18 protein-coding genes are annotated in these 21,267 nt (G+C 71.9%); 6 read left to right on the forward strand and 12 right to left on the reverse strand.

The features are described 5' to 3' along the window. Positions 1 to 11 precede the first annotated feature (11 nt). The gene (locus tag CNQ36_RS03960) at positions 12 to 686 is read right to left on the reverse strand and encodes a TetR/AcrR family transcriptional regulator (protein WP_121544947.1); all 675 of its coding nucleotides are present in this window, start codon (positions 684 to 686) and stop codon (positions 12 to 14) included. 137 nt (positions 687 to 823) lie between these two features. Here CNQ36_RS03960 and CNQ36_RS03965 point away from each other — a divergent pair, with 137 nt between their 5' ends. The 4 genes from CNQ36_RS03965 (at position 824) to CNQ36_RS03980 (ending at position 6,384) form a co-directional block, all read left to right on the forward strand. Next, positions 824 to 2,053, forward strand: coding sequence for an oxygenase MpaB family protein (locus tag CNQ36_RS03965; protein WP_121544948.1), 1,230 nt, complete (start codon positions 824 to 826; stop codon positions 2,051 to 2,053). Between the two features lie 65 nt (positions 2,054 to 2,118). Further along, the gene (locus tag CNQ36_RS03970; RefSeq protein WP_121544949.1) at positions 2,119 to 3,342 is read left to right on the forward strand and encodes an oxygenase MpaB family protein; all 1,224 of its coding nucleotides are present in this window, start codon (positions 2,119 to 2,121) and stop codon (positions 3,340 to 3,342) included. A 216-nt stretch (positions 3,343 to 3,558) separates the two neighbouring features. After that, complete coding sequence (locus CNQ36_RS03975; RefSeq protein WP_121544950.1) at positions 3,559 to 5,868, forward strand: molybdopterin cofactor-binding domain-containing protein; 2,310 nt, start codon at positions 3,559 to 3,561, stop codon at positions 5,866 to 5,868. A gap of 27 nt (positions 5,869 to 5,895) precedes the next feature. Next, entirely contained in the window at positions 5,896 to 6,384 is a 489-nt protein-coding gene (locus CNQ36_RS03980) for a (2Fe-2S)-binding protein (RefSeq protein WP_121544951.1), read from the forward strand. 133 nt (positions 6,385 to 6,517) lie between these two features. On the opposite strand, the gene CNQ36_RS03985 is transcribed toward CNQ36_RS03980, so the two are convergent. From CNQ36_RS03985 to CNQ36_RS04010, 6 genes are all read right to left on the reverse strand, one after another. Further along, positions 6,518 to 7,360 (reverse strand): class II fructose-bisphosphate aldolase, encoded by an 843-nt coding sequence (locus tag CNQ36_RS03985; protein WP_121544952.1) that lies wholly within the window; start codon positions 7,358 to 7,360, stop codon positions 6,518 to 6,520. After that, positions 7,341 to 8,276 carry a 1-phosphofructokinase family hexose kinase gene (locus CNQ36_RS03990; RefSeq protein ID WP_121544953.1) on the reverse strand — a complete coding sequence of 312 codons (936 nt, stop codon included), beginning with the start codon at positions 8,274 to 8,276 and terminating at the stop codon, positions 7,341 to 7,343. The genes CNQ36_RS03985 and CNQ36_RS03990 overlap by 20 nt, the downstream gene beginning before the upstream one ends. Before the next feature lie 81 nt (positions 8,277 to 8,357). Then, on the reverse strand, positions 8,358 to 9,308 hold the full coding sequence (locus CNQ36_RS03995; RefSeq protein ID WP_121544954.1) for an SIS domain-containing protein: 951 nt from the start codon (positions 9,306 to 9,308) through the stop codon (positions 8,358 to 8,360). A 49-nt stretch (positions 9,309 to 9,357) separates the two neighbouring features. After that, positions 9,358 to 10,266 carry a carbohydrate ABC transporter permease gene (locus CNQ36_RS04000; RefSeq protein ID WP_206278417.1) on the reverse strand — a complete coding sequence of 303 codons (909 nt, stop codon included), beginning with the start codon at positions 10,264 to 10,266 and terminating at the stop codon, positions 9,358 to 9,360. Beyond that, positions 10,266 to 11,201, reverse strand: a complete 936-nt coding sequence (locus tag CNQ36_RS04005) for a carbohydrate ABC transporter permease (RefSeq protein ID WP_121544955.1) — start codon at positions 11,199 to 11,201, stop codon at positions 10,266 to 10,268. The genes CNQ36_RS04000 and CNQ36_RS04005 overlap by 1 nt, the downstream gene beginning before the upstream one ends. 37 nt (positions 11,202 to 11,238) lie before the next feature. Further along, complete coding sequence (locus CNQ36_RS04010) at positions 11,239 to 12,507, reverse strand: extracellular solute-binding protein (RefSeq protein WP_458379760.1); 1,269 nt, start codon at positions 12,505 to 12,507, stop codon at positions 11,239 to 11,241. Positions 12,508 to 12,728: 221 nt separating this feature from the next. Here CNQ36_RS04010 and CNQ36_RS04015 point away from each other — a divergent pair, with 221 nt between their 5' ends. Beyond that, the gene (locus CNQ36_RS04015) at positions 12,729 to 13,541 is read left to right on the forward strand and encodes a DeoR/GlpR family DNA-binding transcription regulator (protein ID WP_121544957.1); all 813 of its coding nucleotides are present in this window, start codon (positions 12,729 to 12,731) and stop codon (positions 13,539 to 13,541) included. Positions 13,542 to 13,627: 86 nt separating this feature from the next. Here the strand turns inward: CNQ36_RS04015 and CNQ36_RS04020 are convergent, their stop codons facing one another. Then, positions 13,628 to 14,596, reverse strand: a complete 969-nt coding sequence (locus tag CNQ36_RS04020; protein ID WP_121548360.1) for an NEW3 domain-containing protein — start codon at positions 14,594 to 14,596, stop codon at positions 13,628 to 13,630. A gap of 70 nt (positions 14,597 to 14,666) precedes the next feature. After that, complete coding sequence (locus tag CNQ36_RS04025) at positions 14,667 to 16,103, reverse strand: Gfo/Idh/MocA family protein (RefSeq protein WP_121544958.1); 1,437 nt, start codon at positions 16,101 to 16,103, stop codon at positions 14,667 to 14,669. 288 nt (positions 16,104 to 16,391) lie between these two features. On the opposite strand from CNQ36_RS04025, the gene CNQ36_RS04030 reads away from it, so the two are divergent. After that, positions 16,392 to 17,780, forward strand: a complete 1,389-nt coding sequence (locus CNQ36_RS04030) for an MFS transporter (protein WP_163013193.1) — start codon at positions 16,392 to 16,394, stop codon at positions 17,778 to 17,780. 42 nt (positions 17,781 to 17,822) lie between these two features. Here the strand turns inward: CNQ36_RS04030 and CNQ36_RS04035 are convergent, their stop codons facing one another. The 3 genes from CNQ36_RS04035 to CNQ36_RS04045 all read right to left on the reverse strand — a co-directional run bounded on the left by CNQ36_RS04035 (position 17,823) and on the right by CNQ36_RS04045 (position 21,227). Then, positions 17,823 to 19,805: a helix-turn-helix domain-containing protein gene (locus CNQ36_RS04035; protein WP_121544960.1), complete on the reverse strand. Its 1,983-nt coding sequence runs from the start codon at positions 19,803 to 19,805 to the stop codon at positions 17,823 to 17,825. An 87-nt stretch (positions 19,806 to 19,892) separates the two neighbouring features. After that, on the reverse strand, positions 19,893 to 20,693 hold the full coding sequence (locus tag CNQ36_RS04040) for a 3-hydroxybutyrate dehydrogenase (RefSeq protein WP_004934889.1): 801 nt from the start codon (positions 20,691 to 20,693) through the stop codon (positions 19,893 to 19,895). Positions 20,694 to 20,747: 54 nt separating this feature from the next. Continuing rightward, a complete protein-coding gene (locus CNQ36_RS04045) occupies positions 20,748 to 21,227 on the reverse strand; it encodes an NUDIX hydrolase (protein WP_004934886.1) in 480 nt (159 codons plus the stop codon). Positions 21,228 to 21,267 lie beyond the last annotated feature (40 nt).

Raw genomic sequence — 21,267 nt, forward strand, 5'->3', positions numbered from 1 at the left:
AACACCAGGTGTCACCCGCCTCCGCCGGAGAGCATGGGCACGAGGAAGCGCCGGGCCACCGCACGCATCTGCTCGTCGTCGTCGAAGTCGATCACATGGCTGGGGAAGACCAGGAAGGACGCGGAGACGCGGACCATCATCTCGGCCACCAGGTCCACTTGCACGTCGGCCGCGATGGTGCCCGCGCCCTGCTCCTGACGCAGCCGTGAGGCGACGAACTGCTGGACCACCGCCAGCGTGCGCCCTCCGTCGCCGGTCATGGACGGCACGACGGCGTCCGGTTCGGCGGCCATCAGACCGCCGATGAGACTGTTGCGGCGGATGGCCCTGAGGGAACTCACGAAGCCCAGGACCACCCGGTCGGCGACGGTCTCGGCCGCCTGGATGTCCACGATGAAACGGCCGAAGTACCGCCGGAACTCGCGCCGTACGACCTGCTCGACCAGTTCGTCCTTGGTGGCGAAGCGGCGGTAGACGGTGATCCGGGAGACACCGGCGAGCCGGGCGACGTCCGTCATGGTCGAGCGCTTGACTCCCATGCGACGGAACTGCTCGTAGGCGGCGTCGAGCAGGCGCGCCGACATCTCGTCGCCCTGGTCCGCGCCCTCGACCGCATCGGCGAACGCGCTCTCCAGGACCGACGGGGCACCGTACGGCCCCGTGAGTGCCGACAGGAAAGGTTCCATGATCGCCTCCCCGATTCTGTGAAGCCTCTGGCGTTCACGGCGCGTATGTGCTCCCCTGATGAAACAACGAAGCACGATGTGTTTCATTGTAGCTACCCCTTTGGCGGTACCGGAGAACTCGAGGAGGAGTCGCGGCGATGGAAGGACCGAGCAGACGCACGTTGTTGTCGGCGAGCGGGGCCCTCGGCGCCTTCGGGGCGCTCAGCCTGGCGTCACCGGCCCGTGCCCGGACCCTCTGGACATGGGCGCCGAGCGGCTCGGTGGCGGGCGAGGGCGCGGGGATCGACCCCGACTGGGTCTGGGACGAGGAGGCCGATCCCGTACTCGCCGCCGTGATCGAGCGCGGCGACGTGCCGTCGGTCAACGAGGCCCTGCGCCGGTGGACCCGGAACGACCAGGCACCGCCGGCCGGACTCCCCTCGGACCTGCGCGACTTCATCGAGGAGGCACGACGGCTGCCGTCCTGGGCGGACCGGGACAAGCTGGAGAGGGCGGCCGCCTTCAACGAGTCGAGGGGCCTCTACCTCAACCTGCTCAACGGTGTGGGGGGCGGCATGCTGAGCACCGCCATCCCCCGGGAGGCGCGTGCCGTCTACTACTCCAAGGGCGGCGCCGACATGGAGGACCGGGTCGCCAAGACGAGCCTGCTGGGGTTCGCCGTCGGTGACCTCGACGCGTTCCGCCCCGGCGGCGACGTCGTCGTGCAGGCCGTGAAGACCCGGCTGGTGCACGCGGCCGTGCGGCACCTGCTGCCGCGGTCCCCCGGCTGGTCCCGCACCAGCGGCGGCCAGACGATCCCCATCAGCCAGCAGGACATGCTGGTCACCTGGCACAGTCTGCCCACCTACGCCATGCGGAAGATGCTCGAGTGGAAGGTGCCGATGCCCTCCGCCGACGCGGCGGCCTATCTGCATCTGTGGCAGGTCACCGCGCATCTGCTCGGCATCCGGGACGAGTACATCCCCGCCACCTGGGACTCTGCCGACGCCCAGTCCCGGCAGGTCCTCGATCCCGTCCTGGCACCCACCCGCGAGGGTGTCGAGCTGACCGACATCCTGCTGCGCCAACTCGCCGAGCAGACCAGCCCGGGCGGCGTCGACCGCCCCCTCGTCAACGCGCTCGCCCGCTATCTGGTCGGCGACCAGGTGGCCGACTGGGACGGGATCCCGCGTGAGCCGTTCTGGGAGAAGGCGATCGCGACCGCCTGGCCGAAGCTGGTCGCCTTCCGCGAGAAGCTGCTTCCGCTGCCCCTGGTGCCGCCCCTGGCCTGGACGATCGAGGAGGCGGCCCGTCAGTACATCCTGTTCTACCTCACCAAGGGACAGGGGACCCGCATCGAGATCCCCGAAACCAACCGGCCCGCCTGAGGCGGCGCGGGCACCCGCACGGGCGCCCGCCGGCCCCGGTGGAACTCAAGGAGGACTTCTCACTCATGGACGACCTGAGCAGGCGCAGGATGCTGATCGCGGGAGGGGCGCTCGGAGCGCTCGGGACGCTGGGAGCGGCGTCGCCGGCCCGGGCGAGGTCCCTGTGGACGTGGGCGCCGAGCGGCTCGGTGGCGGGCAAGGGAGCGGGTGTCGACCCCGACTGGGTCTGGGACGAGGAGGCCGATCCCGTACTCGCCGCCGTGATCGAGCGCGGCGACGTCGCCAAGGCCAACGCCGCGCTCCGCACCTGGACCCGCAACGACCAGCCCTTACCGGCCGGACTCCCCGCGGATCTGCGCGACTTCATGGAGAAGGCACGCCGGCTGCCGTCCTGGGCGGACCGGGACAAGCTCGCGGCCGCGGCCAGGTTCACCACCAAGAAGGGCATCTACACCGGCGCCCTGTACGGCCTGGGCAGTGGCCTGATGAGCACCGCCATCCCGCGGGAGGCGCGCGCCGTCTACTACTCCAAGGGCGGCGCGGACATGAAGGACCGCATCGCCAAGACGGCCCAACTCGGTTACGACGTCGGGGACCTGGACGCCTACCAGCCGCAGGGCGGGATGATCGTCACCGCGGTGAAGACCCGCCTGGTGCACGCGGCCGTGCGGCACCTGCTGCCGCAGTCCCCCGGCTGGTCCCGCACCAGCGGCGGCCAGACGATCCCCATCAGCCAGGCCGACATCATGGTGACCTGGCACAGCCTGGCCACGTTTGTCATGAGCAAGCTAAAGGACTGGCGGGTCCCGGTCACGACGGCCGAGTCGGACGGCTATCTGCACGTGTGGCAGGTCACCGCGCACATGCTCGGCGTCCTGGACGAGTACATCCCCGCCACCTGGGACGCGGCCAACGCCCAGTCCCGGCAGGTACTGGACCCGATCCTGGCGTCCACACCCGAGGGCAATGAGCTGACCGACGTACTCCTCGACATCGTCGCGGACCTCGACGCCGGCCTCACCCGGCCGCTGATCAACGGCTTCGCCCGGTACACGCTCGGCGACCGGACCGGCGACCTCATCGGGCTGGACAGGGAGCCGTTCTGGCAGCCGCTGATCAGCGCCGCCTGGCCGCTGCTGGTGGCCTTCCGCGAAGGGCTCATCCCGCTGCCGCTGATCCCCCAGGCCGCCTGGACGGTGGAGGAGGCCCTCCGCAAGTTCGTCCTGCTCTTCCTCTCCGAGGGCAGGGGGATCCACCTCGAGATCCCGGACGCCAACCGCCCCTCCTGAGCCATGCCCCACGTCACCGGAGCGGGGAGCGCGTCCTCACCGACGCGCTTCCCGCCGCCGGTGCCGCGCCAGTCCCCTCCGAGCTCACCGCGGCCGGCAAGTGCCAACCGGCGCCGGCGGGTGAGTTCTCCGACCCTGGACCCCGGGTGAGACGATGACGACTTCACGCAGCGACGGAACGACACGCCCGCCGGCGGCACGGGCGGGAGGCCGGCGGTGACCGACGCCGACCGCACGTCGCGGCAGGACGCCGTCGCCCGGCCCTTCGCCAGACGCCGGTTCCTCGGTTACGTGCTGGCCGCTCCCACCCTGACGACGGCGGCCCAGCTCGTCCCCGCGTCCGGTGCGCGGGCCGCGGAGATCCCCTCGCCGGAGATCACCGAACTGGTCGACCTCAACGACGTGATGACAGCGGCGGCCCTGCCGACGTCCGGCCTGATCACGGTCGAGGTGAACACCGACGGCACCGTGTCCTTCGCGCTCCCGCGGACCGAGGTGGGACAGGGCATCACCACGTCGACGGCCATGCTGATCGCGGAGGAACTCGGCATCCCCCTGAAGCGGGTGCACATCACCCTGGCCGACGCGCGGCCCGAGCTGCTGTTCAATCAGCTCACCGGCGGATCGAACACCACGTTCTCCACCTACACCCCGATCCGCGTCGCCGCCGCCCTCGCCCGGACCCGGCTGCTCCGCGCGGCGGCGGCCGCATGGGACACCCCCGTCGCCGAACTGGCCATGGAGGCAGGGGTCGTGACCGGCCCCGGCGGCCGGAGCGCCGACATCGGGGCGCTGTCCCGGAGGGCCGCGGGCGCACGGACCGAGCAGGTGTCCGTCTCCCTCAAGCCTCGCGACATGTTCACCGTCATCGGCAGACCGCACGGCCGTGTGGACGCCCGCGCGGCGGTCACCGGACGCAAGAAGTTCACGCTGGACCTCGACGTGCCGGACGCCATGCCGACCATGGTGTGCCGGCCGCCGACCATCAACGGCAAGGTCCAGTCGGTGTCCAACCTGGCCGAGGTCCGTGCCATGCCCGGCGTCACCGACGTGGTCGTGATCACGACGGGAGTGGCGGTACGGGCCGCCACCTTCGGGCGGTGCATCGACGCGGTACGCGCCCTGCGGGTGTCCTGGAAGCCCGGGACCGCCGAGGGAAAGTCGGACGCGTCCGTGCTCAGGGAGCTGCGGTCGGCCGAACTGCCCATGGGACTGCCGCCGCTGACCCCGAGCGTGGAGGAGAGGTTCACCTTCCACTTCCGCAGCAACAGCGCGCTGGAGCCCAACTGCGCGATAGCGGACGTGCGCGCCGACCGCGCCGAGGTCTGGTCGAGCCTGAAGGCCCCGATCGTCGCGAAGGAGGCGATCGCCGCCCGGCTCGGCCTGCCGCTCGCCTCGGTGACCGTGCATGTCACCGAGGGCGGCGGCTCCTTCGGGCGCAAGCTCTTCTTCGACGCCGCGCTGGAGGCCGTCGAGGTGTCCCAGCGGATCCGCAAACCGGTGAAGCTGATGTGGCACCGGGCGGACGACGCCCGGCAGGGCCGCACCCACCCCATGGCCACCTCCCGCGTGCGCATCGACTACCTGGGCGACACCGTCCTCGGCTACCGGCAGCGGCACACCAGTGTGTCCACCGACCTCGGCCACGGCCTCGGGGAGATCTTCACCGCGCTGGCCGCGCGGCTGCCCGTGGGCGACATCGGATTCTCGGAGACCTTCTTCCAGCTCTCGCAGTCGATGCCCTACGACTTCGGCGCCAACAGCCGGCTGCTGAGCGAGACCGACAAGGGCTTCAACACCGGCAGCATGCGCAACGTCTACTCCCCCGACGTCACCTGCGCCCGTGAGCTCCTCGTCGACCGGCTCGCCGCCATCCGGGGCAAGGACCCCTACCGGTTCCGGCGCGGCTTCCTGCGGGACGACCGTTCACGCGCCGTGCTGGACAGGGTCGCCGAGGCCGGGAACTGGGGCAGGAGCATGCCTGCCGGCACCGCGCAGGGCATCGCCCTCCACACCGAGTACCACTCCGCCAGCGCGGTCCTGGTGGAGATCGACTGCCGCCCCGAGACGGTCGGCCGGCCCGTCCGCGACGGCGTCGCCGGCCCCCGCGTCACCAAGGCGGTCATCGCCGTGGACGTCGGACTCGCCGTCAACCCGCTGGGCGTGGAAGCGCAGATGACGGGCTGCCTCATGGACGGCATCGCCCTGGCCCTGACGTCCAGCCTGCACCTGCACGACGGCCACTTCCTCGAGGCCAGCTGGGACAACTACTTCTACACCCGGCAGTGGAACACACCACCCGAGCTGGAGGTCATCGTCATGCCGGCCACCACCGGCAGACCCGGCGGCGCCGGGGAACTCGGCGTCGCCGCGTCGATGGCCGCGGTCGCCTGCGCCTACGGCCGTGCCACCGGCTCGCTCCCCACGGTGTTCCCCATCAACCACGGCACCCTGTCCTTCGACCCGAAGCCCACCGTCCCGCCCGTTCCCGCGTCCCCCACCGACGGCCTGGACCACGTCCGCTGAAACCGGCTCCGACTGCAGGGAGTTCTCGTGCCTGTGCACACGTTCCGCCTCAACGGCGAACAAGTCACCGTCGACGCCCCGGACGACGAGCGGCTGCTCTGGGTCCTCCGCGACATCCTCGGCGTCACCGGGCCGAAGTACGGCTGCGGCATCAACGTCTGCAAGGCCTGCACCAGCCACCTCAACGGCAGGGCGGCCAATCCCTGCGCCATCCCCGTGAAGGACCTGCGGCCGTCCGACGAGGTCACCACCATCGAGGGGCTCCCGGCCACCGTGGGCGCGGAGCTGCACCCGATGCAGCAGGCGTGGCTGGACCAGGACGTGGCCCAGTGCGGCTACTGCCAGCCCGGCCAGATCATGGCCGCCGTCGCCCTGGTCCGCCGGGTCGCGGAGGAAGGCCGCACGATCACCGAGGCCGACCTGGACGGCATCCGCAACATCTGCCGCTGCGGCACCTATCCCCGTATCCGCGAGGCGATCCGGGCGGGCGCCGCGCACCTGGGACCGGAACAGTGAGGGTCGCCCCGTACGCGACGCGGTCGCGCCTCTCGTGCCGGCCGTCGTCGCCGCCCTGCTCCTGGTGATCGTCCTCCTGCGCGGGCGGCGCGGCCGGTCGGGATCCGCGCCGGCGTGAGCGGCGCCGCCTCCGTCAGCCCCGCCCGGCGTGCAGCACCCCGAGCAGGTGGGCCACCCCGTCCGCGACGGCGTCGCGGGCCGGGCCGAGGTACTTGCGGGGGTCGACGGTCTCCGGATGGGCGTCCAGGTGGGCGCGGGCGGCCCGGGTGAACTCCTTGTTCAGACGGGTGGAGACGTTGACCTTCGTCATGCCCGCCCCGACCGCGCGCGCGAGACCCGCGTCGGCCACCCCGGACGAGCCGTGCAGGACCAGCGGGACGCGTACCGAGGCGCGCAGGGCGGCGATGAGCGCGAAGTCCAGGACGGCGTCCCGGGTGGTCATGGCGTGGGAGCTGCCCACCGCCACCGCCAGGGCGTCGACCCCGGTGGCCGCGACGAAGACCCGGGCCTCGTCCGGATCGGTGCGCGCCCCCGGGGCGTGCGCACCGTCCTTGCCCCCGACCTCGCCGAGTTCCGCCTCGACCCACACGCCATGGGCGTGGCAGTGGTCCGTGATCTCCCGCGTCGCCGCGAGGTTCTTGTCATACGGGAGCCTGGAGGCGTCGAACATGACCGAGGTGAAGCCGAGCCGTACCGCCTCGTGCACCAGGTCCGCCGACTCCGCGTGATCGAGGTGGACGGCGACGGGCGTGAGCGCCGCGCGTGCGACGGCGAGGGCCGCGAGCCCGATCGGTGCGAGGGAGCCGTGGTAGCGGGCGGTGTTCTCGCTGATCTGCAGGATCACGGGCAGCCCCGCGGCCTCGGCACCGCTCACGATGGCCTCGGCGTGTTCGAGCTGCACCACGTTGAACGCCCCGACGCCCACGCCGGCGCGGGAGGCGGGGCCGACGATGTCGTCAGTGCGGGTGAGCGGCATGGATGTCCTCCACGGTGACGGCGGTACGGAAGCGGCGGTAGAGGTCGGCGTCGACGTCGCCGGCCACGGGACGGGGGACGGCGGCGGCCGACAGCGCCACGGCCTCGCGCAGCACGCCCGGCGGGCGCCGGCCGTCGGCGAGGCCCGCCGCGAGCGCGGCGACGCACGCGTCGCCCGCCCCGGTGGGGTTGCCCGCCAGCCGCTCGGGGGGAGCGGCGCGCCAGGCGCCGTCCGGGGTGACGGCGTACAGGCCGTCGGGTCCCGACGACACCACGACGGTGCCGGCCCCGAGCGCGCGCAGCCGCGCCGCGGCCCCGGCGACGTCGTCGCATCCGGTGGCGGCGGCGAGTTCGGCGGCGTTGGGCTTGACGACGTCGGGACCCGCCCCCAGCGCGTCGAGCAGCGGAGGACCGCTGGTGTCCAGCACGGTGACCGCTCCGGCCTCCCGGGCGGTGCGCACCAGGTGGGCGTACGCGTCGGACGGCAGTCCCGGCGGCAGGCTGCCGCAGAGCGTGACGACGCGGGCGTGCCGCGCCAGCGAGGCGAACCGGTCGGTGAAGGCCCGCCATTCGTCCGGGGTGACGTGGGGACCGCCCTCGTTGAACACGGTGGCGTCGCCGTCGTGGTGGGAGACCACGGTGACGGTCTGCCGTGAGTCGCCGCGGACGGGGACGAGTTCGTCGCGGATGCCGGGGACGGTGCGCAGGTCGTCGCGGATCAGGGTGCCGGTGGGCCCGCCCACGAGCCCGGTGACGACGGACCCGCGGCCGAGGGCGGAGAGGACGCGGGCCACGTTGACGCCCTTGCCGCCGGCGCGCCGGTGGGCGGTGCCGACGCGGTGCGAGGTGCGTGGGCACAGACGGTCGACACCGTAGGTGACGTCGAGGGCGGCGTTCAGGGTCACGGTGAGGATCACGGGTGCCGGGCCTCCGTCCGGCGGGGTGCGCCGTCGGCGCCCACGTCCAGCGCTGTGACGCAGCCGGGTTCGTGGGGTTCCTCAGGCATGACTGTCCTGGAGGACGACGGACCGGGTGAGGTTGCGCGGCCGGTCGGGGTCGTAGCCGCGGGCCTCGGCGAGCGCCACGGCGAGGCGCTGGGCGCGGACGAGGTCGGCGAGGGGGTCCAGTCCCGCGGGCGCGGTCGTGGAGCCGGCGACCAGGGTGCCGCCCACCCGGGCGACGTCGCCGGCGAGGCCCTCCGGCAGGTCGCCGAAGGCCCAGGCCACCCGGCCCGGTCCGGTGATGCTGATGGGACCGTGCCGGTACTCCATCGCCGGGTACGCCTCGGTCCACGCCCCGGCGGCCTCCCGCATCTTCAGGGCCGCCTCCAGCGCCAGGCCGCAGGTCCAGCCGGTGCCCAGGAAGGTGAACTGCTCGGCTGCGCCCAGGGCGGAGTCGAGGGGTTCGGTGACGGCCCGTTCGGCGTCACGGATCGCCGAGTCCAGGGACCGTACGCCGGCGGGCAGGGCGCCCTCGGACTCCAGGTGGGCGCGGAGCAGCGCGAGGTTGGCGGTGGCGAAGCGGGTCTGGACGACCGACTCCTCGTCGGCGAAGTCGAGTACGGCGACGTCGTCGGCCGCCTCCATCACCGGCGTGGCGGGGTCGGCGGTGACGGCGCCGGTGGCCACGGTGCCCTTGACCCGGCCGAGCAGGCCGAGGACCTCGGTGGTGGTGCCGGAGCGGGTGATGGCGAGGATCCGGTCGTAGCGCCGGCCGAGGGGGAACTCGGAGGCGGCGTAGGCGTCGGTCTCGCCGTGACCGCCGGTCTCCCGCAGCACGGCGTACGACTGGGCCATGAACCAGGAGGTTCCGCAGCCGACGACGGCGACGCGCTCTCCGCGCCGGGGCAGGGCCGCGGCCTGGTCCGGCAGCGATTCCGCGGCCCGGCGCCACACGGCGGGCTGGGAGGCTATCTCGGCCGAAGTGCGGGAGGAACGGTTGTCGGACAAGGTGACGTACTCCTTCACAGAGGGGGGCGGAGGCGGCGGGCGGGCCGGTCTACTTCACCGAGCCGGCGGTGAGCCCGGACACCACGTGGCGTTCGATGAAGGCGAAGAGCACCACGACGGGCACGATCGCGATCACGGACGCGGCGAACAGGTAGTTCCACTGGACGGTGTAGTTGCCGATGAAGCTGTTGATGCCGACCGTCAGGGGCTGGCTCTCCGGAACGGTGGACAGGGTCAGGCCCATGACGAACTCGTTCCACGCGGCGATGAAGGTGAAGATCACCGCGGTGACGACGCCCGGCATGGCGAGCGGCAGCGTCACCCGGAGCAGCGCGCGGCCGCGGCTCAGTCCGTCGATCATGGCCGCCTCCTCCAACTCCTCGGGTATGGCCGAGAAGTAGGCGGTGAGGATCCAGATCGCGAACGCCAGGTTGAACGCGGCGTTGCACAGCACGAGGGTCCACACCGAGTTGAGCATGCCCAATTGGTAGAACTCGCGGTAGAGGCCGACCAGCAGGGAGGTGGGCTGGAACATCTGGGTGACCAGGACGAGCAGCAGGAACAGCTTGCGGCCGCGGAATCTGACGCGGGCCGTGTAGTAGGCGGCGGGGATGGCGACGAGCAGGACCAGCAGAGTGGAGCCGCCGGCCACCAGCAGGGTGACCCGCAGGTTGTCGCCGAGGTGCGACTCCCGCCAGACGTCGATGAAGTTGGACCAGGCGAACTCCCCCGGGAGGTAGGTGGCGTCGCGCAGTTCACCGGCCGGGCGGAGCGCGGTGATCACCATCTGCGCGTACGGCAGCAGGAAGACCGCGGCGATCAGCCAGGCGACGGCGGTGACGAGGACCGTGCGGGGGCGCGGCGCGCGCCGGGGCCGGGGACCGTTCCGCCGGCCGCCGCCGGGGGCCGGCGGCGTCTTCGGGGCGCCGGGGGCGGGACGGATCGTCTGCTGGGCCATCACGCCTCCTCCTTGTTCCAGCCGCTGACTTTGAGGAAGGCGGCGACCATCACCACGACCAGGGCGAAGTTGACGACGGACATGGCCGCGGACTCGCCGATGTCGGAGTTCTTGAGCTGGTACATGAACACCGTGGTGGTCGCGGTGTCGCTGTCCGGGCCGCCCCGGGTCATGCCCCAGATGACGGGGAACGAGTTGAAGACGTTGATCAGGTTGATGACGACGCCGACGAGGAAGGCCGGCCGCAGCAGCGGCAGCGTGATGCGGCGGTAGGTCTGCCAGGCGCCGGCGCCGTCGACCCGCGCCGCCTCGTACACCTCGCCGGGAACGGTCTGCAGGCCGGCGAGCAGGGTGTACGTGGTGAAGGGCAGGGAGACGAAGACCGCGACGAACATCATCCAGGGCCAGGCGGTCGCGGGGTCGCCGAGCCAGTCCTGGGGCTGATCGATCACGCCGAGGTCGGTCATCAGGGTGTTGAGCACGCCGGCGGTCCGGTCGAGCATCCATTTGAAGCCGATGGCGGTCATCAGCACGGACGCCGCCCAGGGCGCGATGAGTGCCCACCGGGTCACCCGGCGGCCGGGGAAGCGCTGGTTGAAGAGCTGGGCCAGGGCCAGCGAGAGCACCATGGTCAGCGCGACCACGCCGACGGTCCACACGACGGTGGCGGTGATCACCGAGCCGAGGCCCGGTTCGTCGAACAGCTTGCGGTACTTGTCGGGGCCCGCCCAGCCCCGGACGAAGCCGCTGACGCTGATCTTCAGGAACGAGGTGCGGACCATCTCGTAGACGGGCCAGAGCACGACGAACACGATGAGCAGGACGGCGGGGCCGATCCAGGGCAGGGGTCCGAGCCGGCCGAGGCCGCGGCGGTGGGCGCCGCTCCGGCCCGTGCGGGGCGGCCGTCGGCCGCCGGGCGTGACGTTGGTGGACACGGGGGTGCCTTCCGTGTGTCGGTTCCTCGGGTGCCTTCTACCGGTCGGCGACGGCCTGTTCGGCCTTCCTCTGCAGGTCGCCGAGCACCTTGGCCGGGTCGTCGCCGACGGCGGTTCCGCCGCTCTTCTTGATCTCGGCGGAGACCGCGTCCCAGGTCGTGTCGCCGAGCGGGTAGAAGGCCGCCTTGGGCAGCAGCTCGAAGAACGGCTCGAGGTCCTTGTGCCTGCCGCTGGAGGTCATCTCCTGCAGCGTGTCCTCGGTGACGGGCATCAGGTTGTACAGCTCGTCGAACTTCAGCGTGTTCTCCTTGGCGTACGCGAAGTCGAGGAACTTCCTGATCTCCTCCTGGTTGCCCCGGTCCTTGAAGGCCATCATCCAGTCGGCCACGCCGAGGGTGGAGTCGAGTGCGCCGTCCTTGCCGGGGATGGGCGCGATGCCGTAGTCGACCTTGCCGTCCTTGGACATCTGGATCAGCGACGGGTGTCCGTTGAGCATCCCGGCCTTGCCCGCGGCGAAGTCGGCGAAGGCCGTCCTGCGGTCGGTGGCGGCGGGGTTGCCGTAGGTGAGACCGGGCTCGACCAGGTTGTCCCGCAGCCAGGTGAAGGTCTCGATGTTGGCCTTGCTGTCGAGGGTGTACCGCCCCTTGGCGTCGGTGTAGCCGCCGCCGTTGCCGAGTTCCCAGATCAGGCTCTCGCCCTGGGCCTCCTCGGGGCCGAGCGGCAGCGCGTAGGGCGCGATGCCGGGGGTCTTCGCCTTGATGCGCTCGGCGGCCGACCTGACGTCGTCCCAGGTCTTCGGCGGCTCGGTGATTCCGGCGTCGGCGAAGACCTTCTTGTTGTAGAACAGGGCGCGCGCGGAGGAGACGAAGGGGATGCCGTACTGGACGCCGTCCACCTCGCCGGCCTTGGCGAAGGAGTCGACGAGGTTGTCGCGGGTCGCCGGGGACAGCACCTCCTCGGCCTTGTAGAGGAGGTCGTCGGCGACCTTGTCGGCGTAGCCGCCGGTCTGCAGGACGTCCGGCATGTTGCCGCTCTGGACCATCGTCTTGACCTGCGAGTCGATGTCGTTCCAGTTGATGACCTGGACGTCGACCTTGATCTTCGGGTTGGCGGCCTCGAAGCGCCCGGCCACGTCCTTCCAGTAGAGGGTGGAGCTGTTGGACGCCTTGTCCCCGTAGTCGGCGGCCACGAGCTTCAGCGTCACGGTGCCGTCCGCGGACTCACCGGTGCCGCCGCCACCGCACGCCGTGAGCACCAGGGCACCGGCCGCGCAGGCCGCCGAGAGGACGAGCATTCTCTTCTTCACTGCCGTCTACCGCCTTGTCTCCGCATGAAATGCATGAACTTGCTCAAACTTTGCGCTTTTCAAGCAGCTACGAGCATCAGTCGTGTCGCGCAGTATTCAGCAGAAGCGAAGCCCAGGTCCAGAGGCCGTTACCCGAACGTTGCGGGACGGAGCCGCCCGACCTCGTGTCCCTTACGGTGGCGTCGGGAACGCCGTACCGAGGTCCGAGGGAGTCCGACGACATGTCCAAGCACGAGCGGTGGAACAAGCTGCTGGAACTGCTGGCCGGCGAGGGCAGGGTCGACGTCGACGACGCGGCCGTCGCGCTCGACGTGTCGCCGGCGACCATCCGCCGCGACCTGGACGAACTCGCCGAACAGCAGATGCTCGTCCGCACCCGCGGCGGAGCGGTCGCGCACGGGGTCTCCTACGAGCTTCCGCTGCGCTACAAGACCTCCCGCCACGCCTCCGAGAAGCAGCGCATCGCGACGGCCGTGGCGGAGATGATCGCCGACGGCGACGTGGTGGGCCTCAACGGCGGCACCACGACGACCGAGGTGGCCCGGGCCCTGGGACTGCGGGCGGGAGGCGGTTCCACCGGCCGGGGAAGGCGGGAGGCGGCAGAGGCGTCGGCGCCCATGTTCACGGTGGTCACCAACGCGCTCAACATCGCCGGTGAGCTGGCGGTACGCCCCCAGGTGAAGATCGTGGTCACCGGCGGGGTGGCCCGTCCCCAGACGTACGAACTCGTGGGCCCGCTCACCGTGGGGGTGCTGAACGAGGTCGTGCTCGACGTCGCCGTGCTCGGGGTCGACGGCGTCGACCCGCGGTTGGGCCTGATGACCCACCAGGAGGACGAGGCCAGCATCAGCCGTCTGTTCGCCGAGCGGGCGCGCCGCGTGATCGTGGTCACCGACGCGTCGAAGATGGGCCGGCGCGCCTTCGCGAGGATCTGCGGACTGGACCGCGTCGACGTCCTGGTGACCGACTCCGCGCTGCCGTCCGAGATGGCGGCCAGGCTCACGGAAGCGGGGATCAAGGTCCACGCCGTGTGACCCGCCCCGTTCACCGGCCGGACGGACACGCCGACGGCCCGCCGCGAGGTGCGGCGGGCCGTCGGCGTGCGCGCGGCCCCGTGCGGTCAGGGGGCGATGGCCATGTCGAAGATGTGGACGTTGCCGTTGGAGGGGAGCACCACGAACTCGACCTGCTTCGCCGGGTCCAGCGGGACGGAGTGGGCGAAGATCCGGTAGGCGATGCCCGCGTTCCCGTACCCGTCCTGCCGGTTGCGGCCGTCGGCGGAGGCCACCAGCGTCGCGCCGTGGGCGTCGGCCGGATCGAAGGACCAGTTGGGGAAGCCGAACGAGCCCCGGGTGCTGGTGCCGTCGGTGTAGTGGACGGTGGCCGTGCCGGTGGCTCCGCTGGTGACGCCGGAGCCGAGGAGGACCAGCTTGCCGCCCTTGCCGCTCAGGGCGATCGCCTGGCCCGCGCTGGAGACGTTGCCCTTGGTGCCGGGGGCCGCCGCCGGCCAGGTCAGCTCGGCGCCCAACGCCTCGACCCGGCCGCCCGGCTTCAGCCCGGCGGCGGCCAGCTTCTGCGCGGAGAAGCTGTTGCCCCCTCCGTCGTAGTCGCCCGGCTTGGTGTTGTTCTCGTCGGTGACACCCACGTTGTTGTAGGCGGCCGCGAGGTCCGGGAGCGGGTCGCCGGACGTCTGGGTACGGGTGGCGGTCGCCGTACCCGCGCCGTCACCGCCGGCGTAGGTGGCCGTGGCGGTGAAGGTGCGCAGCGTGAAACCGCTCCGCCTCTCGGGGACCTGGATGCGGAACTCCGCGGTGGCCGACGCTCCTTGGGCGAAGGCTCCGGAGACTCCGGCGACGGACGGCTGGACCGCCCAGCCGGCCGGCCCCGCGAACGACACCTTCACCGACCGCATCTTCCGGGGTCCGGCGTTCTTCACGGTCACCTTCACCGTGGAGATGGCCGGGCCGTCCAGGTCGACGGAGGAGATCGACACCTCGGTCCGTGCGGCCGCGGGCCCGGGCGGGGGCTCGGCGGCGGTGGCGGTGGCGGCGGGCACGGCGGCGAGCGCCATGGCCGCCGCGACCGCCATGGCTCTGAGGGGGTTGATCAGGCGGATCGTCTTCACCTGCTGCTCCTTGTGTCGGTCGTGCGGAACGCGCTCAGGCGACGGGCGGCATGCTCGACTCGCGGGAGTCCAGGCCCATGCGCAGGTTCACCCAGGAGCCGCGGGTGAAGTCCGGGACCGCCACCGGACGGCCGCCCGCCGCCAGGGACTTGACGCTCAGCGGGACGGGCGAGCACCAGGCCGCGGAGTCGTAGACGTCGATGTCGGGGACGAGACCGGCCCGCATCAGCTGGACGGTGCGCCACTGCAGCACGTAGTCCATGCCGCCGTGGCCGCCGTTGTTCGCCGCGTCGTCGCCGATCTTCTTCCACAGCCAGTGGTCGAACTCCTTGCGGTAGGCGTCGAAGTCGCGCCAGGAGTGCCCGCCGTGGTCGGGCTCGACGTAGATCCGTCCGCCGGTCGACGAGGTTCCCGCGTAGTCCTCGAAGATGCCGCGGCTGCCGGCCAGGCTGTTGATCCTGCTGTACGGCCGGGGCGAACTGACGTCGTGCTCGGCCCTGATGACGCGGCCCTTCGCGGTGTCGATCAGACAGGTGACCAGGTCACCGTTGACATAGGTCTCCTTCCACGAGGGGTGGGACCTGTCGATGAACCGCTCCCGGTAGTCGGCGAGGCCCTTGGGCTCGGTGGCGGTGGCCCGCAGCACGGTCATGCGGTCGCCGCGGTTGATGTCCATGGCGGCGGCGATCGGCGCGAGGCCGTGCATCGGATAGAACGAGGCGGTGCTGCGGGTGTGCCACAGGCGGCGCCAGGAGTCGGTGTAGTACGTGTCGGAGAACAGCAGTTCCCGCAGGTCGTGCAGGTAGCCGCCGTGGCCGTTGGTGACGTCGCCGAACATTCCGTCGTGGGCCATCTTCAGCATCGCCAGCTCGTTGCGCCCGTAGGAGCAGTTCTCCGCGAGGAGCAGATGCCGGCGGGTGCGCTCGGAGGTGTCGACCAGGTCCCAGAGCTCGTCGAGTTCGGTGGCTATGGGCAGTTCGACGACGACGTGCTTGCCGGCCTCCAGCGCGGCCTTGCCCTGCTCGTAGTGGAACTCCCAGGGCGTGGCGATGTAGACGAGGTCGATGTCGTCGCGCCGCAGCATCTTCGCGTAGGCGTCCGCGGTGCCGCCGTACTCGGCGGGGCGGGGTCTGCCCGCGGCGACGAGACGGTCGGCCAGGGACTTGGCGCGGTTGGCGCGGATGTCGCAGACCGCGGTGACCCGGCAGCCGGGGACGGCGGACCAGCCCTCGCCCATGCCGGACCCCCGGTTGCCGATCCCGATCAGGCCGACGCGGACGGTCTCGTGGACGTCGAAGGGCACGTTGACCATCGACTTCTGGGAGTTGCCGCGCCGGGGCGAGTGGGCCGGAAGCGGCAAGGCGGGATCGGCGGGCGCCGCGTGCGCGGCTCCGACGCCGGCCGCCATCGCCCCGGTGGCCAGCGCACCTCCCAGCAGCAAGCGGCGGGAGACTGCGGGGATTTCGGGCATGGGGAGGCTCCTTCGATCAACGACCGGGCAGCACTGGCGGCAACGACTCTGACGGGAGCGACGAAGACATGTCAATAGTTGTTCAAAAAGGCGTCACCGCGAGCAGAAACACGCAAGCGGTGATGCGTCAGGTGACATCTGCGCCCGGGACCGTGCGCCGCATCATGGGGAGCTGAGGCATAGCTCGGCTGCGAACTATGGTGTCCCACCACATACGCCACCGACCTGCCCGTTCCTACGGTGTGGCGACACACAACCGTCCCCGTCACACGCCAGGAAGTGGTGCCGATGTCGTCGCCCGCAACCGCTCCACCAGCACCCAACAAGCTCAAGCGGATCGTCGCCGCGTCCCTCATCGGCACCACGATCGAGTGGTACGACTTCTTCCTCTACGGTTCCGCCGCCGCGCTCGTCTTCAACAAGCTGTTCTTCCCGGACTCCGATCCGCTCGTCGGCACGCTGCTGTCGTTCCTCACCTACGCCGTCGGGTTCGCCGCGCGGCCGATCGGCGCCCTGGTCTTCGGGCACTACGGGGACCGGCTGGGACGCAAGAAGCTGCTGGTGCTGAGCCTGCTGATGATGGGCGGGGCGACGTTCGCGATCGGGTTGCTGCCCACGCACGCCACCATCGGCAGCGCCGCGCCCGTACTGCTGACCGTGCTGCGGCTCGTCCAGGGGTTCGCGCTGGGCGGCGAGTGGGGCGGCGCCGTGCTGCTGGTGTCCGAGCACGGGGACGCCCGGCGGCGCGGCTTCTGGGCCTCGTGGCCGCAGACCGGCGCCCCCGCGGGGCAGTTGCTGGCGACCGGGGTGCTGTCGCTGCTGACCGCCGTGCTGTCGGACTCGGCCTTCGGCTCCTGGGGGTGGCGGATCCCGTTCCTGCTCTCCGGTGTCCTGGTGATCGTCGGTTTGTGGATTCGTCTCTCTGTCGACGAGTCGCCGGTCTTCCAGCAGGCGCTGGAGCGTGCCGAGACCCGCAAGGCGGACGCGGACGCGGAGCGGATGCCGGTAGTCGCGGTCCTGCGGCACCACTGGCGTGACGTGCTGGTGGCGATGGGCGCGCGCATGGCGGAGAACATCAGCTACTACGTGATCACCGCGTTCATCCTCGTGTACGCCACCACGTCGGCCGACGTGTCGAAGCAGACCGCTCTCAACGCGGTGCTCATCGCCTCGGCGGTCCACTTCGCCGTCATCCCGGCCTGGGGCGCGCTGTCGGACCGGCTCGGCAGGCGTCCGGTGTACCTGATCGGCGCGGCGGGCGTGGGACTGTGGATGTTCCCGTTCTTCGCGCTGATCGGCACCGGTGGTTTCGCCGGCCTGCTGCTGGCGGTGACCGTGGGCCTGGTGCTGCACGGGGCGATGTACGCGCCGCAGGCCGCCTTCTTCTCCGAGATGTTCGCGACCCGGATGCGCTACTCCGGTGCCTCCATCGGCGCCCAGTTCGCCTCCGTCGCGGCGGGTGCGCCGGCGCCGCTCATCGCCACCGCGCTGCTGGCGGACTACGGCAGCTCCACCCCGATCGCCCTGTACGTGATCGCGGCGAGCCTGCTGACGGTCGTCGCCGTGGCGATGGCCAAGGAGACCCGCCACCGGGACCTGGCGGACGTGGCCCCGTCGGGCGGGACGCGCGGCAAGGCCGACGCGTCTCCTGCCGCCCGGGGCGCGCACACCGTCTGATCCGCCGCCGCACCGGACCCCGTACGCGCCCCGCGTACGGGGTCAGTGCCGTGCGGGACGCGCCGTGACCGCGGACAGCCGGTGCAGGCGCAGGGCGAGCTGGATCTCCAGGGCCCGGGCCGGGCTCTGCCAGTCCTCGCCGAGGAGGCGGCCCACGCGCTCCAGCCGCTGGGCGACCGTGTTCACGTGGACGTGCAGTTCGTCCTTGGTGCGGGCGGGGCTCATGCCGCAGGCGAAGTAGGCGTCGAGGGTGCGCAGCAGCTCGGTGCCGCGCCGTTCGTCGTACGCCACGACCTGGCCGATGGTGCGGTCGACGAAGCCTTCGATGTCCCGCTCGCCGGCCAGCAGGAGCCCCAGGAAGCCGAAGTCCTCGGCGGCGGAGCCGTCACCCGGACGGCCGAGGAGCCGCAGGGCCTCGAGACAGCGCCGGGCCTCCGCGTAGGCCGAGGCCACGGTGTCGGAGCGGGCGGTGAGGTGCCCTACGGGGGCGGAGGCGCCGACCGTGACCGGTTCGTGGACGGCCGTCCCCAGGTCACGGGCGGTGCGGCGGGCCAGCTCGGTGGCGGTGTCGCCGGGCGCCAGGGGCAGCAGCAGGACGGCGCCGCCGTCGCGTGCGGCGGCCAGGCCCTGCCGGGTCGCCGCGAGGTGGGAGGCGGCGGCCCACAGCCGTCTGCGGGCGTCCGCCTCCTGGTCGGCGTCGTCGGCGCCGCCCTCCAGGCGGGCGGCGAGCACCGCGTGGGTGGCGTCGAGGTCGGCGCGCAGCCGGGCCGCGCGGTCGCGCAGCAGGCGGGGGTCGCGGGCGTCGAGCAGGTCGTCGAGCAGTTCTCCGCGCACCCGGTGTTCGGCCTCGGCGGCGGAACGGCGGGCGAGCAGCAGCAGTGAGGTGACCATGGCCGCGCGTTCCAGCGTGCGCTGGTCGACGGGGTCGAGGCCGGGGTGGCCGCGCAGGACGAGCGCGCCGAGGAGTTCGCCGCCGGCGGTCACGGCGGCGATCCAGTCGTCGCGGTGCCGTACCGCGTGGCCCTCCGCGCGCGAGGACTCCAGGGCGCCGGCGGGTGCGGCGGCCGCCTCGGTGAACTCGACCGTGCCGTCGAGGACCTCGGAGACGGCGGCGGCCACGTCGTGCGTTCCGCCGCCCCGCAGGACCAGCTCGGCCAGCCGGTCGTGGACGTCCGAGGCCCGCTCGATGACGGCGCTGCGGTCCCTGATGATCTCGTTCGCCCGCTCCAGCCCGGCGAGGGCCGAACGGGTCTCGGCGAGCAGGTTGGCGGTGTCGATGGCGGCCGCGGCGAGGGCGGCGAAGGAACCGAGCAGGGCGATCTGCTCCCGCTCGAAGACCCTGGCCCGCCGGTCCGCGGCGAAGAGCACGCCGATGACGTGGTGTCCGAGCATCAGGGGCACCCCGACGATGGCGACGAGTCCCTCGTCCTGCACGCCGGTGTCGATGCTGCGGGTGTGCCGGAAGCGGTCGTCGCGGAAGTAGTCGTCGGTCACGTAGGGGCGCGCGGTCTGGGCCACCAGGCCGCCGAGTCCCTCGCCCATGCCGAGTCGCAGCTGCTGGAAGCGGGCGGCGACGGACCCCTCGGTGACCCGCATGTAGGTGTCGCCCCTGGCCGGGTCGTTCAGGCTGAGGTAGGCGACGTCGGTGCCGAGCAGGGAGCGGGCGCGCTGCACGATCGCCTGGAGCACGGCGTCCAGGTCGCGCAGTCCGGCGAGGTCGTGGGCGGTCTCGAAGAGGGCGGACAGCTCGGCCTCCCGGCGGCGGCGTCCCTCCAGTTCCGCGCGCACCCGCAGGGCCAGCGCCTTCGCCTGCTGGAGCGCGGCGATCCGCTCGGCGGGCAGTCCCTCGGCGCGGGCGAGCAGCACCGGCTGCTCGTAGGCGTCGGCGGAGGCGCCCCGGGCGAGCAGCTCCAGGAACGGCGTCTCGGCGCTGCCGGGCGCGGGGGCGGCGGCGTCGGGACGCCGCCCGGGCGCTCCGGCACCGGAAAGGGGACGCGCGGCGGACTGCGGGTGATCACGGGGCATGCTCACAGGATTCCTCATCCCGCGGCCGTCCCGTCAGGCCTGTGGAAAACTCTGTCGGCCGACGGCCGGCCGCTGACGGCCGGTGCCTCAGTGCGCGGTCCAGCCGCCGTCCATGACCAGCGACGTGCCGGTCACGAAGGACGCCTGCGGGCCGCACAGATAGGCCACCGCCTCGGCGACCTCCTCCGGTTCGATGAGCCGCCGCACGGCGCTGTCCTGCAGCAGGACCTCGGACACGACACGTTCTTCGGGGATCCCGTGTGCCCGGGCCTGGTCGGCGATCTGCTTCTCCACCAGCGGGGTGCGCACATAGGCGGGGTTCACACAGTTCGAGGTGACACCGTGCGGCGCGCCCTCGAGGGCGGCGGTCTTGGACAGACCCTCCAGACCGTGTTTGGCGGCGACGTAGGCGGATTTGTAGGCCGAGGCGCGCAGACCGTGGACCGAGGACACATTGACGATGCGGCCCCAGCCCTGGCCGTACATATGGGGCAGGGCGCCCCGGATGAGCCGGAAGGGCGCCTCCAGCATCACGGTGAGCACCGTGTGGAAGACGTCGGGCGGGAACTCCTCGATGGGGCGGACCAGCTGCAGTCCGGCGTTGTTGACCAGCACGTCGGTGCCCGCGGCCGCCGACTCGGCGGCGTCCAGATCGGTGAGGTCGAGGACGTGCGGCTCGACGGCGCCCCCGAGCTCCCCGGCCGCCTCGGCGAGCTCCTCCAGACCCGCGGCGTCCCGGTCGACGGCTCTGACCTTGGCCCCGGCGGCCGCGAGCCGCAGCGCGCAGGCGCGGCCGATGCCGCCGGCGGCGCCGGTGACGAGGGCGGTACGGCCACCGAGGTCGAGCGGGGTGGCGTGGGGAGCCGGAAGGACACGGGGCGCGGTCATGTTTCGACCCTAGGCAGCGCCCCCACGTCGCCACATGTGGCCAGGCCCTACAGTTCAGCCGGTTTCAGTAGGCGCGAACCATGTGGGTGAGTCCGACATGGCCTGCTTGATACGGAAGCGCGCGAACTCGTTCAGCTCCGGCAGCGCGTCCACCGCGAACCAGCCGACGTCCAGCGACTCGTCGTCGTTGACCCGCGCCTCGCCGCCGAGGGCACGGCAGCGGAAGGTGATGTCCATGTACTGGCAGACGTCGCCGTTGCCGTACGTCACCGGCTCCAGCGCCTGGACCAGTACCACCCGCTCGACGGCGCAGCGCACCGCGGTCTCCTCCTCCACCTCGCGCACGGCGCAGGCGGCCGGCTGCTCCCCGGGTTCGGGGATGCCGCCGATCACCGACCACTTGCGGGTGTCGGTCCTGCGGTTCAGCAGGACCCTGCCCTCGTCGTCGAAGACGAGCGCCGTGACCCCGGGAAGCCAGAGCAGCTGATGACCGGCGGTGGCACGCAGGGTGCGGATGAAGTCGGGAGTAGCCATGCCCCCGACCCTAACCGGCCGGTCGGGGGCCTTTCCGCCG

It is taken from the genome of Streptomyces fungicidicus (assembly GCF_003665435.1).
Classification (GTDB): domain Bacteria; phylum Actinomycetota; class Actinomycetes; order Streptomycetales; family Streptomycetaceae; genus Streptomyces; species Streptomyces fungicidicus.

What these genes read in the sequence shown, in the direction of transcription:
- CNQ36_RS03960 (WP_121544947.1), bottom strand. Translation starts at nt 686, where the DNA reads ATGGAACCTTTCCTGTCGGCACTCACGGGGCCGTACGGTGCCCCGTCG.
- CNQ36_RS03965 (WP_121544948.1), top strand. Translation starts at nt 824, where the DNA reads ATGGAAGGACCGAGCAGACGCACGTTGTTGTCGGCGAGCGGGGCCCTC.
- CNQ36_RS03970 (WP_121544949.1), top strand. Translation starts at nt 2,119, where the DNA reads ATGGACGACCTGAGCAGGCGCAGGATGCTGATCGCGGGAGGGGCGCTC.
- CNQ36_RS03985 (WP_121544952.1), bottom strand. Translation starts at nt 7,360, where the DNA reads ATGCCGCTCACCCGCACTGACGACATCGTCGGCCCCGCCTCCCGCGCC.
- CNQ36_RS04000 (WP_206278417.1), bottom strand. Translation starts at nt 10,266, where the DNA reads ATGGCCCAGCAGACGATCCGTCCCGCCCCCGGCGCCCCGAAGACGCCG.
- CNQ36_RS04015 (WP_121544957.1), top strand. Translation starts at nt 12,729, where the DNA reads ATGTCCAAGCACGAGCGGTGGAACAAGCTGCTGGAACTGCTGGCCGGC.
- CNQ36_RS04020 (WP_121548360.1), bottom strand. Translation starts at nt 14,596, where the DNA reads ATGGCGGTCGCGGCGGCCATGGCGCTCGCCGCCGTGCCCGCCGCCACC.
- CNQ36_RS04025 (WP_121544958.1), bottom strand. Translation starts at nt 16,103, where the DNA reads ATGCCCGAAATCCCCGCAGTCTCCCGCCGCTTGCTGCTGGGAGGTGCG.
- CNQ36_RS04030 (WP_163013193.1), top strand. Translation starts at nt 16,392, where the DNA reads ATGTCGTCGCCCGCAACCGCTCCACCAGCACCCAACAAGCTCAAGCGG.
- CNQ36_RS04035 (WP_121544960.1), bottom strand. Translation starts at nt 19,805, where the DNA reads ATGCCCCGTGATCACCCGCAGTCCGCCGCGCGTCCCCTTTCCGGTGCC.
- CNQ36_RS04040 (WP_004934889.1), bottom strand. Translation starts at nt 20,693, where the DNA reads ATGACCGCGCCCCGTGTCCTTCCGGCTCCCCACGCCACCCCGCTCGAC.
- CNQ36_RS04045 (WP_004934886.1), bottom strand. Translation starts at nt 21,227, where the DNA reads ATGGCTACTCCCGACTTCATCCGCACCCTGCGTGCCACCGCCGGTCAT.